The sequence below is a fragment of the Rhizobium sp. KNZ14-9A genome, from assembly GCF_056755015.1.
Genome location: NZ_JBPGXB010000002.1, coordinates 1,370,687 through 1,383,744, shown reverse-complemented (window position 1 = coordinate 1,383,744; position 13,058 = coordinate 1,370,687). Strand labels below are relative to the sequence as shown.

General features: G+C 60.9%; 18 protein-coding genes and 1 pseudogene. 13 read left to right on the top strand and 6 right to left on the bottom strand.

What is annotated here, in order from left to right; genetic code table 11:
* Positions 1–32: 32 nt before the first annotated feature.
* Positions 33–740, bottom strand: a pseudogene (locus tag ACR9ZQ_RS13265) (adenylate/guanylate cyclase domain-containing protein); the annotation flags it as partial.
* Positions 741–1,029: 289 nt separating this feature from the next.
* A complete protein-coding gene (locus ACR9ZQ_RS13260) occupies positions 1,030–1,440 on the bottom strand; it encodes a winged helix-turn-helix transcriptional regulator (RefSeq protein WP_310388499.1) in 411 nt (136 codons plus the stop codon).
* Between the two features lie 121 nt (positions 1,441–1,561).
* On the opposite strand from ACR9ZQ_RS13260, the gene ACR9ZQ_RS13255 reads away from it, so the two are divergent.
* The 7 genes from ACR9ZQ_RS13255 to ACR9ZQ_RS13225 all read left to right on the top strand — a co-directional run bounded on the left by ACR9ZQ_RS13255 (position 1,562) and on the right by ACR9ZQ_RS13225 (position 6,126).
* Entirely contained in the window at positions 1,562–2,545 is a 984-nt protein-coding gene (locus ACR9ZQ_RS13255) for an MDR family oxidoreductase (protein ID WP_310388501.1), read from the top strand.
* Between the two features lie 141 nt (positions 2,546–2,686).
* Complete coding sequence (locus tag ACR9ZQ_RS13250) at positions 2,687–3,517, top strand: alpha/beta fold hydrolase (RefSeq protein ID WP_481428016.1); 831 nt, start codon at positions 2,687–2,689, stop codon at positions 3,515–3,517.
* Positions 3,518–3,544: 27 nt separating this feature from the next.
* The gene (locus ACR9ZQ_RS13245) at positions 3,545–4,264 is read left to right on the top strand and encodes a hypothetical protein (RefSeq protein WP_481428015.1); all 720 of its coding nucleotides are present in this window, start codon (positions 3,545–3,547) and stop codon (positions 4,262–4,264) included.
* 46 nt (positions 4,265–4,310) lie between these two features.
* On the top strand, positions 4,311–4,691 hold the full coding sequence (locus ACR9ZQ_RS13240; RefSeq protein ID WP_481428014.1) for a GlcG/HbpS family heme-binding protein: 381 nt from the start codon (positions 4,311–4,313) through the stop codon (positions 4,689–4,691).
* 12 nt (positions 4,692–4,703) lie between these two features.
* Positions 4,704–4,973 (top strand): hypothetical protein, encoded by a 270-nt coding sequence (locus tag ACR9ZQ_RS13235; protein WP_481428013.1) that lies wholly within the window; start codon positions 4,704–4,706, stop codon positions 4,971–4,973.
* A gap of 32 nt (positions 4,974–5,005) precedes the next feature.
* Complete coding sequence (locus ACR9ZQ_RS13230; RefSeq protein WP_481428012.1) at positions 5,006–5,422, top strand: hypothetical protein; 417 nt, start codon at positions 5,006–5,008, stop codon at positions 5,420–5,422.
* Between the two features lie 320 nt (positions 5,423–5,742).
* Positions 5,743–6,126 (top strand): VOC family protein, encoded by a 384-nt coding sequence (locus ACR9ZQ_RS13225; protein ID WP_481428011.1) that lies wholly within the window; start codon positions 5,743–5,745, stop codon positions 6,124–6,126.
* Between the two features lie 95 nt (positions 6,127–6,221).
* On the opposite strand, the gene ACR9ZQ_RS13220 is transcribed toward ACR9ZQ_RS13225, so the two are convergent.
* Together ACR9ZQ_RS13220 and ACR9ZQ_RS13215 are read right to left on the bottom strand one after the other, a co-directional pair.
* Entirely contained in the window at positions 6,222–6,719 is a 498-nt protein-coding gene (locus tag ACR9ZQ_RS13220) for an SRPBCC family protein (protein WP_310388513.1), read from the bottom strand.
* The gene (locus ACR9ZQ_RS13215) at positions 6,709–7,062 is read right to left on the bottom strand and encodes an ArsR/SmtB family transcription factor (RefSeq protein WP_481428010.1); all 354 of its coding nucleotides are present in this window, start codon (positions 7,060–7,062) and stop codon (positions 6,709–6,711) included. Before ACR9ZQ_RS13215 ends, ACR9ZQ_RS13220 begins: the two co-directional genes overlap by 11 nt.
* A gap of 290 nt (positions 7,063–7,352) precedes the next feature.
* Between ACR9ZQ_RS13215 and ACR9ZQ_RS13210 the strand changes: the two genes are divergently transcribed.
* From ACR9ZQ_RS13210 to ACR9ZQ_RS13190, 5 genes are all read left to right on the top strand, one after another.
* Positions 7,353–8,108: an SDR family oxidoreductase gene (locus tag ACR9ZQ_RS13210; protein WP_481428009.1), complete on the top strand. Its 756-nt coding sequence runs from the start codon at positions 7,353–7,355 to the stop codon at positions 8,106–8,108.
* A gap of 51 nt (positions 8,109–8,159) precedes the next feature.
* A complete protein-coding gene (locus tag ACR9ZQ_RS13205) occupies positions 8,160–8,564 on the top strand; it encodes a cupin domain-containing protein (RefSeq protein WP_442205572.1) in 405 nt (134 codons plus the stop codon).
* A gap of 113 nt (positions 8,565–8,677) precedes the next feature.
* Positions 8,678–9,421, top strand: a complete 744-nt coding sequence (locus tag ACR9ZQ_RS13200) for an SDR family oxidoreductase (RefSeq protein WP_481428008.1) — start codon at positions 8,678–8,680, stop codon at positions 9,419–9,421.
* 101 nt (positions 9,422–9,522) lie between these two features.
* Positions 9,523–10,221 (top strand): HAD family hydrolase, encoded by a 699-nt coding sequence (locus ACR9ZQ_RS13195; RefSeq protein ID WP_481428007.1) that lies wholly within the window; start codon positions 9,523–9,525, stop codon positions 10,219–10,221.
* Positions 10,222–10,347: 126 nt separating this feature from the next.
* Positions 10,348–10,998 (top strand): LysE family translocator, encoded by a 651-nt coding sequence (locus ACR9ZQ_RS13190; protein ID WP_113323529.1) that lies wholly within the window; start codon positions 10,348–10,350, stop codon positions 10,996–10,998.
* 59 nt (positions 10,999–11,057) lie between these two features.
* On the opposite strand, the gene ACR9ZQ_RS13185 is transcribed toward ACR9ZQ_RS13190, so the two are convergent.
* Positions 11,058–11,402: an ArsR/SmtB family transcription factor gene (locus ACR9ZQ_RS13185; RefSeq protein WP_310388527.1), complete on the bottom strand. Its 345-nt coding sequence runs from the start codon at positions 11,400–11,402 to the stop codon at positions 11,058–11,060.
* A 106-nt stretch (positions 11,403–11,508) separates the two neighbouring features.
* Between ACR9ZQ_RS13185 and ACR9ZQ_RS13180 the strand changes: the two genes are divergently transcribed.
* On the top strand, positions 11,509–12,255 hold the full coding sequence (locus ACR9ZQ_RS13180) for a glucose 1-dehydrogenase (RefSeq protein ID WP_113323527.1): 747 nt from the start codon (positions 11,509–11,511) through the stop codon (positions 12,253–12,255).
* A gap of 86 nt (positions 12,256–12,341) precedes the next feature.
* On the opposite strand, the gene ACR9ZQ_RS13175 is transcribed toward ACR9ZQ_RS13180, so the two are convergent.
* Complete coding sequence (locus ACR9ZQ_RS13175) at positions 12,342–12,842, bottom strand: GNAT family N-acetyltransferase (RefSeq protein WP_113323526.1); 501 nt, start codon at positions 12,840–12,842, stop codon at positions 12,342–12,344.
* Positions 12,843–13,058 lie beyond the last annotated feature (216 nt).

The window sequence follows — 13,058 nt, the reverse complement described above, 5'->3', positions numbered from 1 at the left end:
AGCCTTAAACCCCTCCCCACGGGTGGGAGGGGCTAACTCGCGGCACCGTCGTTCGCTCCGTCGATCAGCTGGGCGGAGAGGCGGATGCGTTCACCGGCCTTGCGCACATTGCCTTCGAGTATATAGGCCACATTGAGCTGCTGGGCGATGGCGCGTGCGCTCTGAGCCTTGATGCTGAACGATGTCGCGCGGGAAACGACCGTCAGCGACGAGAGCTTGCTGAGATCGATGATGATATCCTCGGTAACGCCTGCGCTGAAATAGTCCTGCTCCGGATCGCCGCCGATATTGGCGAAAGGCAGGACGCAGATCCCGATCCGCTCGCGGCTGGCGGAAGCTTGTGCCGGCGCCTCACCCTGGACGGCGAAGGCACGGACGGGGCGCTCGATATTCTTGAGCGAGATCGTCCCGAGGTCTTCAAGAGCGACATTCAATTTTCCCGCCACGTGTTCGCGCACCGTTTCGGAGAGCACGATACCGCCAGGCTGGGCGAGCGCCTGCAGCCGCGCTGCGATGTTGACCCCCTCCCCGAAGAGATCGCCGTCATCGACGATCACGACTCCGAGATTAAGCCCCATGCGGAAACGAAGCGTCAGATCGGTTGCTGAAGCCGTGCCTTGAAGCGCAATGGCGCAGACTGCCGCATCGACTGCGCTCGCGAACTCGATGAGGGCGCCGTCGCCCATCAGCTTGACGATGCGACCATGGTGGCGCGCCAATGCAGGATCAAATGCCGCAAACGCCGCCTTGACGCGGGAAAGCGTGCCAGCCTCCGCGCCCCATCAGCTTGCTGTAGCCGGCGACATCGATACAGAGAACGGCAGCCAGTTTGCGCATAGAACCGTACCTGTGAGTTGGGTGCTCGCGGCAAAAGCCCGGGTTTTCCCCTCAAGCAGTGCATCACATTCCGGCATTGGAGACAAGCGAGCGAAGCTGCGCACCGTTTTCAGCAACCGGCAACAGGCGTTTGCAGACTACCGCGCAGAAAGCTGCCGATTGCCTGAACGTCTCCCGAGTTTTGCTCCTGATCTAGCGGGCTGCCGCGGCTCTGCGACCAGCGGAAACCGGCGCTTCATCGGCCGGGCAGAGCGGATCCAGTTCTGGAAGTTTCTGCTGTTCCTCGCGATATCGGTCCCCCCAGTCCCTTAGGTTGCCAAGGATCGGCACCAGCGAGCGCGCAAGCTGCGTCGCCTCGTATTCGACGCGCGGCGGGACCTCCGGAAAGACGTGGCGCGTTATCAGGCCATCAGCCTCCAGCTCCCGCAGCTGGAGCGTCAGAACCCGGTGGGTCGCGTCCGGCATGAGACGGTTCAGTTCCATGAAACGCTTCTTGCCCATCAGAAGGTTGGCCAGGATCGTCGGCTTCCAGATTCCGCCGATGATGGAGACGGTGAGTTCGACGGAACATCCGCTCTTGGGCTGGAGTCGCTTGGGTCGCATCGACGGTGTCCTCTTCGGTCCTCACGCACATAATTGATAGTATAGGCTGTAATTGTGCGTTCTTTCAATGACTTCCGAGTGCACATACAACAGCGAAATCATTTCAAGAAGGAACGATTTCGTGTCTTTTCAAGCAATCCTCGCAAGGCAATCGGCAGACGGCGTAACGGCAACCGTCGAGACGGTTGAGGACGATATCCTGATGGAGGGCAGTGTCACGGTCGCGATCGACTGGTCGACGGTAAACTACAAGGACGCCTTCGCTCTCGCCGGGCAGAGGATCATCCAGACCTTTCCGCTGATATCAGGCATCGACTTTTCGGGAACCGTCGAAAGCTCGCGCGACGCCCGCTTCGCCCCCGGCGACAAGGTCGTCGCGACAGGTTGGGGACTGAGCCAGACGCATCATGGCGGGTTCGCGCAGAAAGCGCGCGTGCCGGCGGACTGGCTGATCAAGCTTCCGGCCTCGATCTCGACGCGGGACGCCATGGCGATCGGCACGGCTGGCTTCACCGCGATGCTGAGCGTGCTTGCCCTGGAGCATGGAGATGTGGAGCCTGAACGAGGAGAAGTCCTCGTCACGGGCGCGTCCGGCGGCGTCGGCTCCATCGCGATCGCCATTCTGTCCAGGCTCGGCTACCGCGTCGTCGCCTCCACCGGCAAGAGGAACGAGACCGATTATCTCCAGCGGCTCGGCGCCGGCGAAGTGATCGACCGGGCAATGCTTGCGCAGGAGGGTGCGCCGATCGCTGCCGAGCGGTGGGCGGGAGCGGTCGACGCCGTCGGCGGCCGGACGCTCGCAAACGTGCTTGCCCAGACGAAATACGCAGGCGTGGTGACGAACTGCGGCTTCGTGGGCGGACGCGACCTTCCGGCCAGCGTCCTCCCGTTCATCCTGCGAGGCGTCACGCTCGCCGGCATCGATTCCGTGAACGCGCCGATGGCGATCCGCCAGAAGGCATGGGCAAGGCTTGCGACGGATCTCGACCTCGACAAGCTGGCATCCACGATCACGCAGGCCAGTCTCTCCGATGTGCCGAGGATTGCGTCAGAGATGCTGGAAGGCCGCGTCCGCGGCCGCACGCTGGTCGACGTGAACAGCTGAGCGGTTCCGCAATCCCCTCAACCGCCGAACCGCTCCGGGTCGGCCCCAACAATTCGCGCAGCACGGCGGATGGCTCCCCTGGAACCGGACGGCGATGACGCGCGCCCCGATACTTGAAAACCTCCCCCGAAAGGAACTGACATGACCAATTCACTGCAGACTGCGCCCACGCAGTATCTCGAAGCGGATGGAATCCGCTTCGCTTACCGCCGCCTCGGCCCTGATGCAGGCACGCCGCTGATCCTTCTGCAGCACTTCACCGGCACGATGGATTCCTGGGATCCTGCGCTGGTCGATGCGCTGGCGGCGGAGCGCACCGTCATCGTCTTCGACAATGCGGGCGTCGGCAGATCGTCAGGCGCCACGCCTGACAATGTCGAGCAACAGACGGCGGACGCGGAATCCTTCATAGCCGCGCTCGGCTTCGACGAGGTCGATCTGCTCGGTTTTTCCCTCGGTGGCTTCCTTGCCCAGCTGATGGCAGTCCGGCCGAAGGTCAAGGTTCGCAGGATCATCCTGGCCGGCACCGCGCCGAAAGGTGGCGAGGAACATCTGCTGCAGGTGGTCGGGGAGGCTTTCGCAAAAGATGCGCAGGACGTAAGGCTTCCGCTGTTCTTCACCCCGTCGGCGCAAAGCCAGCGAGCCGGCGAGGCCTTCGTCGACCGCGCCCTCGCCCGGAGGCAGGACCGCGATCCCGATAGCGCAGATACCGTCAGCGATCCGCAAGCAGCGTCGATCATCGCATGGTGCTCTGAGCGCGACCCGCATCATGCCTCGCTAAAGGCGATCGGGCAGCCGACGCTCATCGTCCACGGCAGCGACGACACGATGTTTCCGTCGGTCAACGCCTACGAGATGTTCAAGGCGATGAGCAACGCAACGCTGATCATCTACCCGGATTCCGGCCACGGCGCGCTTTTCCAGTATCCGGAGACATTCGTCTCGCACGTCAAGACCTTCCTCGACGCCTGAGCGTCATCTCTTTTAAGGAGTACCAAAATGAATGCATTGGCGCAGAAGATCATCGACGCTCACGGCGGTCTCGAGACCTGGAACAGGTTCTCTTCGCTCACGGCCCACCTCAGGCAGGGCGGCGCACTCTGGGGGTTGAAGGGTCATCCTGGGAAGCTCGACGAGACTGATGTCACGGTCGGTCTGCGGGAAGAATGGGCATCGCACGCGCCGTTTGGCCCCGAGGGCAAGGTCAGCCGCTTCGAGCCCGGCAGGGTCGTTCTCAGGGATTCCGCCGGCAGCGATCTCGACACGCTTTCCGACCCGCGCAGCTCCTTTGCGGGCCATGCACTCGAAACGCCGTGGACGGAGCTTCAGCTCGCCTATTTTGCCGGCATTGCCATGTGGACCTACCTCAACATGCCTTTCCTTCTTGCTCAACCGGGCATTGAAAGCGAAAAGATTGCGGACTGGCATGAGAATGGCGAAACGTGGCGGCGTCTCAGGGTGACCTTCCCCAAGAGCATCGCGACCCATAGCACGGTGCAGACCCTCTATGTCGACGAGGCCGGGCTTCTCAAGCGCCATGACTACGACGTCGAGATCGCCGGCAACACGCCGGGCGCCCACTATATCGGCGGTTACGTCGACGTTCAGGGCCTGATGTTCCCGACCGAGCGCCGGATCTATCCACGCCTGCCGGATGGTTCCAGCCTGTCCGAACCGCTGGTCGTCTCCATCGACCTCTCTGATATAAGTCTGGCCTGACACGTTATGCGACATCCAAGAACTCGATCTGGCGGCCGCACGCAGGATGATCGCGGCCGCGGAAACGCGTGCCGGGGAGACCGGCGTCAGGGCGACCATCGCCATCCTCGACGGCGGGGGCGATCTCCTCGCCATGATCAGGATGGACGGCGCATGGCCTGGCGGGTTCGACCTCGCCCTCGGAAAGGCCACGACCGCCCGATCCTTCCACGCGCCCTCCTCCGCCTTCGTTCCGCTGATCCAGCCCGGCCAGCCGCTGTTTTCGGTAAGCAACGTGGGAGGCGGACGATACGTGATCCTCGGCGGCGGGTTTCCTGTCGAACTTGACGGCAATGTCATCGGCGCCATCGGCGTGAGCGGCGGCTCGGTCGAACAGGACATCGCAATCGCCGAGGCGGCGCTCGCCGCCTTCAATCTCAGCAAGTGACTGGAGTACATAATGACCGATCTCGTCAATCTGGCGATCGAAGCGCATGGCGGCCTGAACCGTTTCAACCAGTTCTCCTCCCTGACGGCCAGGCTGTATCAGGGCGGCGTGCTATGGGGCCTGAAGGGGAAGCCGACGGTCCTGGAGAACTGCAACGTCAAGGTGGACCTCAAGCGCGAGCGGGTCTCGCACTGGCTTTCGCCCCCACGCAGCACCGGTCTGCATTCACGCCTGATCGTGTGGCGATTGAAACGGCTGATGGAACCGTCGTCGAAGAACTGATCAACCCACGGCAGTCTTTTGAAGGCTATCTGATGGAGACGCCGTGGAGCGATCCCCAGGTGGCCTATTTTGCTGGCTACACGATGTGGACCTACCTGACGTCGCCCTTCATCCTGAAGCGCTCAGGGGTTACATCGAGGGAGATCGAGCCGTGGCATGAGAACGGAAAGACCTGGCGGCGGCTGCATGTCACCTTTCCGGACGAGATCGCGACACACAGCGCCGAGCAGATCTTCTATTTCGACGACGCCGGGATTCTGGTCCGGCATGACTACGAAGTGGACATCCAGGGCAGGAATGCAGCGGCCCGGTACCTGAGCGATTACGTGTCTGTCGAAGGAATTCTCCTGCCCGGGAAGATGCGCATCTTTCCGCGTGGAAGCGACGGCATCGCGCTGACCGAACCGTTGATCGTCTCCGTCGACCTGTCCGACTTCCGTTTCGAGTAACGAAAATTCCGCAGCGCGTGTTCGCGCGCGCTGCAGGCTTGAGGCTGCAAATTTCAAGGCAAGCGTCGAGCATGGCCTTCAGTTGCGGCTCATCGACCTTCTCGATGTCTCCCCGCAAATGGTCCATGATGTCGTGAAGCGCGTCTGTATCTTTTGAGTATGGCGGCGCGGATCATGATTGACTGCACTGACGAGAGATATTCTCCCATGGGTCGATGTTTCGATGAACCGACGATCCGCTTGGCGGTTGCAAGCCAAACTCCTGCCGAACTCTTTGCTGCCGCTGCCACCACCCTACTTTGTCCGAAGGAGGAATTGATATGGCTACCGTCAGCGTTCGTTATATCGTCGACGACGTCGATGCAGCGATTGCATTCTATACGCAGTCGCTCGGCTTCGCGCTCACCATGCATCCGGCTCCGAGCTTCGCCATGCTCACCAGGGGCGATCTTCGCCTGCTCGTGAACGGGACGACGGGGCCAGGCGGCGCGTCCCAGCCCATGCCGGATGGACGCCGGCCTGAGCCCGGCGGATGGAACCGCATCCAGATAGAGGTCGAAAATATTGAAGACGAGGTCCAACGCCTGAAGACATCAGGCGCCAGATTTCGCAACGATATCGTCACCGGGTTTGGCGGCAAGCAGGTCCTCGTCGAAGACCCCGCGGGCAATGCCGTCGAATTGTTCGAGCCGCCGAAAAAGTAGCTGCGCAGCGGCGGCCCTGAAATTTATAGGGCGTGGTCTTCAGGCTGGACTGCACTGTCTCAGTCTTCGCCGCGCCACCCGCGAGATCGGCGACGTCATGCCCCTCCCGCGCCGAGGGCAACGAGAAGCTCGTCCAGTTGCTCGAACTGCTCGGGCATCCCGCCCTCCGCCCCGGAATTGGCGTCGAACGCTTCCTTCGAGGGATAGAGTTCGTGCAGCACCAGCAGCGTCTTGCCGCCTTTTTCCTCGAAAGTCACCGTGGTGATGGCAGCGTCATCACTTTCCTCATTCGTCCAGACCAGGCGCGCGTTCGGTATCACTTCGAGATACTTGCCGAAGAATTCCATGGCGCTCGAGGCATCGTGGCCAAACGCAACGCGGTAGCCACCTCCGACGCGGACATCCATATCGCAGGAAAGCATGGGCACGCCCATCGACTTCGGCGCCCACCACCGCATGAACAGCTCGGGCTTGGTCCACGCCGCAAACACGATATGTGCCGGGCCGTTGAAGGTTCTGACAACGACGAGCTCACGCTCGGACGTCCGTTCCACCGTCGTGGGGTTCTTCATGGGGGTAGGCTTACTCTCCATCGTCCTTCTCCTTCCGTTTCAGTTCCTCGATAACCTTGTCCAATTCGTCGAAGCGCGCGTCCCAGAGCTGGCGATAGCTCTCGATCCATGCCGCCTCTTCCTCCAGCCGGCGCAAGCCGAGCTTGCAGGTGCGCACGCGCCCGACCTTCTCCGTGATGACAAACCCCGCCTGCTCCAACACGCCGACATGCTTCTTCATGCCCGTCAGCGTCATGTGGAACTTATCGGCAAGGTCCGTGATCGACGCGTCTGCACGTCCAAGCTGCTCCAGAATGCCGCGTCGGGTGGCGTCCGAGAGCGCGGCAAACGAGGCATCGAGGCGGGCTTTCGAATACTGAACCATATGGTTCAGTATATAGCGCAGAGACGAGCGACACGCAAGGGACCGGGCGCTGCGTTAGCGATCTTGCCTGATCGAGCGCCTCCGCGTTTCGCCAATTATGGTTGCCCCTGATCTCATATGGGAACAATATCCCCCGCGATGCGAGATCGCCCCTCGGCCGAAGCCGACCGTGGCGACGACAGTCGATGTGTTTCACTTAATCCAAGCATGGAATTTCTCGCGGCTGTGTCGGCTTTCGCGATCGTAACCTGGAACTCCGGCCCAAGAGGGTCGCGGGAGGAGAACCCGTTATGAAAATCGTACTTATCGGAGGCACCGGCCTCATCGGATCGAAGACCGCAGCGCGTCTGCGCGACAAGGGCCACGAGGTGCTGGCCGCATCCCCGAAAACCGGGGTCAACACCATCACCGGGGAAGGACTGGCGAGCGCGCTCGCCGGCGCCGACGTGGTCGTCGATCTCGCAAACGCGCCGTCCTGGGAAGACCAGGCAGTCCTGGACTTCTTCGAGACATCGGGCCGCAATCTGCTCGCCGCAGAACGCGACGCCGGCGTGAAGCACCATATCGCCCTGTCTATCGTCGGATCGGAACGGCTGCCGGAGAACGGCTATTTCCGGGCCAAGCTGGCCCAGGAGAGGCTCATCAAGGGATCGCCGATCCCGTACACGATCATTCATTCCACCCAGTTCATGGAATTCCTGAAGGGCATCGCCGATGAGGCGACCGTCGGCACTGTGGCCAGGCTCTCGCCTGCAGCCTTCCAACCCATAGCCTCGGACGACGTTGCCGACATCGTGGCGGATGTTGCCCTTGCACGGCCGGTCAACGGGATGATCGAAATTGCAGGTCCGGAGCGCTTCCGCATGAACGAGATCATCGGCCGTTATCTGAAGGCGATCCATGATCCGCGGACAGTCGAGGCGGATGTTCACGCGCGCTATTTCGGGTCGGAACTGGACGATCGCTCGCTCGTGCCCGACGAGGGCGCGCGGCTCGGCAAGATCGGCTTTGCAGACTGGTTTCGCCAGTCCCAGCAGTCCAGGTAGCTCGAAGCTCCCGACACGCATTTTTGCACGGCAACGAAGAGGGTTACGACGATGAATTCCGCCCTATCCGCATCGCTGGTGGCAGCCAGCATCTGCCTCTCCGGCACCTTGGCTATCGCCGCCGAGGACACAGCGAAGGTAAAATCGCTCATGAGCAAGGATCTTCCGCACTATCCGGGCAAGGAGGGTCTCATGATTTCGGTAGATTACGGGCCGGGAGGCTCCTCGCCGATTCACAAGCATGAGGCAGACGCCTTCGTCTACGTGCTGGAAGGTTCGATCGTGATGCAGGTCAAGGGAGAAAAAGAGGTTACCTTGTCTCCAGGGGATACGTTCTACGAAAGCCCTTCCGACATCCACCTGATCAGCCGCAACGCGAGCAAGACGAAACCGGCGAAATTCATCGTCGTGCTGGTCAAGAAAAAGGGCGCTCCGGTGGTGATGCCGGTAAAATGACATCAGGCGCTCTAAGCGCCGAATTTTTGCGGTGCCGGCCGAACCAGTGCCGGCATTGTCCGAGCTTTTGATCGTTGCGATCGAGGTTAGGGGCGAAAACACGGAGGGGATCGATGAAAGTAACGGTCATGGGAGCGAGCGGGCGCATCGGAACGCGCCTCGTTGAAAGCCTCAGGCAGGCGGGGGCCGAAGTCGTCCTGGCATCCCCCACTTTCGGAGTGAACAGCGTGACAAGGGAAGGCCTCAGGACCTCGCTCACGGGCGCGAACGCCGTCATCGACGTCACGAACGCTGCATCCTTCGGAGACAATTCCGCGTTGGAGTTCTTCAGGACATCCACGCGAAATCTGCTGGCCGCCTCCGCAGATTCAGGGGTCGGCCACTATCTCGCCCTGTCGATCGTCGGGACCCCTCGCCTTGTCGAGAGCGACTACTTCCGCGCAAAGATGGTGCAGGAGAACCTGATCAAGGCGGCCCGGCGCCCCTATACGCTTGTCCACTCGACACAGTTCATCAGCGGCGTGATCGACATGGCGGCAGGTGATGACGGTATCCGGCTTCCTTCCGCCTCCGTGCGGCCGATAGCTGCCGATGACGTCGCGGAGGTGCTCACCCGGTTGGCGTTGGAACCTCCGGTGAACGATACGGTGGAAATAGCGGGACCGGAGCAGTTCGCCCTCGATGAGATCGCCCGCATGCTTGTCGCAGCCAACGAAGACATGCGCCCGGTAATCACCGACGAGACCGCGCGCTACTATGGCGTCGAACTGAACGACGACACATTGCTGCCGCTTCACCTCGCCCATGTCGGTCCTATAAGGTTCGAAGACTGGCTGAACCAGTCCATGGCCAGTTAGTGGGCAATTCCGGCCCGAGGCTGACAGCGCTTTTGTGTTTTCATGGCCGTCGTGGCAATACGGATGCGACCAAGGAAACCTCGCTCTTGTCAGGTTCATAGATGATGCGCCTGCCCCGTATCCCCCAAGCCGTCTTGTTCGACATGGACGGGGTGATTTTTGACACCGAAACTCTGTATCGCGATGCGACGATAGCGGCTGCTCGACACGCCGGCTTTCAATTGCCTCAATCCGTCTATCTTGAAACAATTGGTTTACCCGCTCCCGCTGTTCGCGAACTTTTGCTGGCGCAATTCGGAAAGGACGCTCCTTTAGAGGATTTTTGGAGGCATGCTTCGGAGCTGTTTGAAGAGATGGCTCAAACGGATTTGCGAACAAAGCCAGGCTTGCCGGAAATTCTCTCTCTCCTCGAAGCCGAACAGATACCTTCAGCGATTGTCACCTCTTCAAATCGGGCTCTTGTAGAGGCGCACCTCTCCGCAGCCGGCCTGCAAGGTCGCTTCAAAACCATTGTTGCGTATGGCGACTACATCGCGGGAAAACCACACCCCGCCCCTTATCTGCTGGCCGCTGAGCGGCTAGGCTTGCCCATTGGTGATTGCGTAGCACTTGAGGACTCCCGCAACGGGGTTCTTTCCGCGTCGAGTGCGGGAGCCATGACCATCATGGTGCCGGACCTCGTTCAGCCTGATCGAGATATTTCCGGCCTGTGCGAATGCATAGTGGCCGATCTTCATGTTGTACGGGAATTGATCTCGAACAGTTTGATTGACCTCGTCGGCTGGGCCGCAAACTCATAAGCGCGGAGCCAAAGCCGCATTGAGGCGAGCTGAACCACAGCGCGGCGCGCTGTCGGATACGCATACCTCGCCTTGCACGCAGCCCAATGCTATCGTTACTGTCATAGGAAACGGAGCAAGACAATCATGGATTTGGCAATTCCCAGCGCAACCAATCTCAGCCTGTTCGTCAGCGCCACGCTCGTGCTGCTTCTCGTACCTGGACCCGCCGTCCTTTACATCTTCGCGCGCTCGGTCGAGCAGGGCCGTTCTGCCGGCCTCGTTTCCATCCTTGGCATCCACACGGCCACACTTGTTCATGTCGTCGCCGCCGCTGTGGGGTTGTCGGCTCTCCTGGCATCGTCTGCGCTCGCCTTCAGCGTCGTGAAATATGCCGGCGCGGCCTACCTGATTTGGCTTGGCCTCAAGAAGCTCTTCGGCCCGTCGGGCATTCCCGACGTCGAGGGAGGTTTACCGACGCGCAGCCGTATGCGCATCTTTCGTGAGGGCTTTATAGTCAACCTCCTCAATCCGAAGACAGCGCTGTTCTTTCTGGCTTTCCTGCCGCAGTTCGTTGAGATCGACCGTGGCCATGTGGCAATGCAGGTCGCTTTTCTCGGGATTCTCTACACGGCGATCGGCGTTCTGACGGATAGCTCCTATGCCCTTGCTGCCGGCACCGCCGGCACCTGGCTAAAGCGCAGTCCCGTCTATCTCAAGGCTGAACGCTGGGTTAGTGGCTTCGTCTACATCGGCCTTGGCTTGACGGCCGCTTTTGCGGGCAATCAGAAAAAATAGCCCGTCTGGCTTCCCTTGAAAGTCGCTGGCGGCGGCCAGACCGCGATGTCATCAGGTGATCAGCCTGCGTTCGTTGCTGCCGGTGGCCGTCCGTAGGCGCTCAGGATGGCCCCGATGAGACCGGGGAAACGGCTATCCACCTCCTGGCAGCGCGAATGGTTGCGCATCTCCACTCCTTGACGCTCGCCCCGGATAAGCCCGGCCTCGCGCAGCACTTTCATATGCTGCGACAGCGATGATTTGGGGATGACTCGGCCCCCGAGATTGGAAAGCGCAGTGCATGTGCCGCTGGAGCCGAGGCCTGCGATTTGCGCGAAGATCGCCACACGCTCCGGATCGGAGAGCGCATACAGGATCGCTTCCGGCTTCAAATCCTCGACGGCTGGATGAAAAAGCGGTCTCATGAATTTTATATAGGGCTACTTGAAATCGAGATCAACAGTTCCGAATTTCTGAACTATAGAACAATGCCGTCAACCCCGGCGGCAATCCAGGTCGAAAGGAATTGATATGTCTAAGCTTGCTGGAAAAGTCGCCGTCGTGACAGGGGCCTCCAAGGGGATCGGCGCTGCGATTGCCAAGGCGTTCGCCGCTGAAGGTGCAAAGGTGGTGGTGAACTACGCGTCGAGCAAGGCGGGTGCAGACGCTGTCGTCGAGACGATCACTGCCGCCGGCGGCAAGGCCGTCGCGGTACAGGGCGATGTTTCCAAGGCGGCACAGGCGCAAGGGTTGATCGACGCCGCAGTCAGGGAATACGGCCGTCTGGACGTGCTGGTCAATAATTCCGGCGTCTACGAATTCGGGGCGATCGAAGAGATCACCGAGGAACACTACCACCGCCAGTTCAACGTGAACGTTCTGGGCCTGCTGCTGACCACCCAGGCCGCTGTCAAACACATTGGCGAGGGCGGCAGCGTCATCAACATCTCGTCCGTGGTAACGAGCCTCACTCCCCCCGCCTCGGCCGTCTATACCGGCACCAAGGGAGCCGTGGACGCCATCACCGGCGTGCTCGCCAAGGAGCTCGGTCCGCGCAAGATCCGCGTCAACGCCATCCTTCCCGGCATCGTCGAGACCGAAGGCACGCACACTGCAGGCGTCATCGGTTCGGATTTCGAGCACACCGCGGTGGCACAGACCCCGCTCGGGCGCATCGGCCAGCCCAACGACATCGCCACGGTCGCGACCTTCCTCGCTTCTGATGATGCCGGTTGGCTGACTGGCGAGCGACTGGTCGCCGCCGGCGGTTTCCGCTGATTGACGATTGATGCTGCTGCGTGCTCTCTCAGGGAGCACGCACCCTGCCCCGGTTGCCGGTGCATGCGCTGGCTTGCGAGGCGGGATCAGCCCGGAAACTCTTCCCAGACTTCGGCATAGGCCTTGAAGCCGATGCGCTCGTAGGTGGCTTTGGCTTTAGGATGATCCCAGGTGTCGGTGTGGAGCCACACGCGATCAGGCCGATGAGCCCATATCGCCCTGAGGGACCAATCCAACAGATAGGGCCCGAGACGACGGCCCTGGACCTCGGGAACGAGGCCAAAATGCTTCAGCTCCACATCCCTTTCGCCCACGCCCACGAATTCGCAGAGCCCGACCGATTGTCCGTCGTGCCGCAAAATGTAGAGCGCTGTGGAACGGCTGCGCAGAAACGCCAGAAGCCCTTCCCTTGTCATCCGGAGACGCTCGTCCCATTGCAGGGGCACCCCTATGGATTGATAGAGGCTGAGATAGTCGTCCGCATCAGGACGCTCCTCCGCGATGCCAGCGGCCGCAAGCGGAGACGACAATGCACCGCCCTGCGGGGGCGCAAGCTGTTCCATATATGTGACGAGAAGACGGACCATGCGGGAACTCAACAACTGCCGATCGATAGCAGACCCGGTTCATGAAATCGACGTCTCACATGGCCTGCGGAGAAGAAGCGTAAGCGGTGTCGCAATCACATCGCTATGTACGATCGTCCATTGCAAGGATCGAATTGACCCTCCATAGTTGCGTTTAGTGCGAAGATGGATAGTGATGCTTCGACAAACTTACGATCGAAAGATTCAGCTCTCCGC

Bases quoted from the DNA above. Each gene is read 5' to 3' on its own strand.
- ACR9ZQ_RS13260 (WP_310388499.1), bottom strand. From the start codon at position 1,440: ATGCGACCCAAGCGACTCCAGCCCAAGAGCGGATGTTCCGTCGAACTC.
- ACR9ZQ_RS13250 (WP_481428016.1), top strand. From the start codon at position 2,687: ATGACCAATTCACTGCAGACTGCGCCCACGCAGTATCTCGAAGCGGAT.
- ACR9ZQ_RS13245 (WP_481428015.1), top strand. From the start codon at position 3,545: ATGAATGCATTGGCGCAGAAGATCATCGACGCTCACGGCGGTCTCGAG.
- ACR9ZQ_RS13240 (WP_481428014.1), top strand. From the start codon at position 4,311: ATGATCGCGGCCGCGGAAACGCGTGCCGGGGAGACCGGCGTCAGGGCG.
- ACR9ZQ_RS13235 (WP_481428013.1), top strand. From the start codon at position 4,704: ATGACCGATCTCGTCAATCTGGCGATCGAAGCGCATGGCGGCCTGAAC.
- ACR9ZQ_RS13230 (WP_481428012.1), top strand. From the start codon at position 5,006: ATGGAGACGCCGTGGAGCGATCCCCAGGTGGCCTATTTTGCTGGCTAC.
- ACR9ZQ_RS13225 (WP_481428011.1), top strand. From the start codon at position 5,743: ATGGCTACCGTCAGCGTTCGTTATATCGTCGACGACGTCGATGCAGCG.
- ACR9ZQ_RS13220 (WP_310388513.1), bottom strand. From the start codon at position 6,719: ATGGAGAGTAAGCCTACCCCCATGAAGAACCCCACGACGGTGGAACGG.
- ACR9ZQ_RS13215 (WP_481428010.1), bottom strand. From the start codon at position 7,062: ATGGTTCAGTATTCGAAAGCCCGCCTCGATGCCTCGTTTGCCGCGCTC.
- ACR9ZQ_RS13210 (WP_481428009.1), top strand. From the start codon at position 7,353: ATGAAAATCGTACTTATCGGAGGCACCGGCCTCATCGGATCGAAGACC.
- ACR9ZQ_RS13205 (WP_442205572.1), top strand. From the start codon at position 8,160: ATGAATTCCGCCCTATCCGCATCGCTGGTGGCAGCCAGCATCTGCCTC.
- ACR9ZQ_RS13200 (WP_481428008.1), top strand. From the start codon at position 8,678: ATGAAAGTAACGGTCATGGGAGCGAGCGGGCGCATCGGAACGCGCCTC.
- ACR9ZQ_RS13195 (WP_481428007.1), top strand. From the start codon at position 9,523: ATGATGCGCCTGCCCCGTATCCCCCAAGCCGTCTTGTTCGACATGGAC.
- ACR9ZQ_RS13190 (WP_113323529.1), top strand. From the start codon at position 10,348: ATGGATTTGGCAATTCCCAGCGCAACCAATCTCAGCCTGTTCGTCAGC.
- ACR9ZQ_RS13185 (WP_310388527.1), bottom strand. From the start codon at position 11,402: ATGAGACCGCTTTTTCATCCAGCCGTCGAGGATTTGAAGCCGGAAGCG.
- ACR9ZQ_RS13180 (WP_113323527.1), top strand. From the start codon at position 11,509: ATGTCTAAGCTTGCTGGAAAAGTCGCCGTCGTGACAGGGGCCTCCAAG.
- ACR9ZQ_RS13175 (WP_113323526.1), bottom strand. From the start codon at position 12,842: ATGGTCCGTCTTCTCGTCACATATATGGAACAGCTTGCGCCCCCGCAG.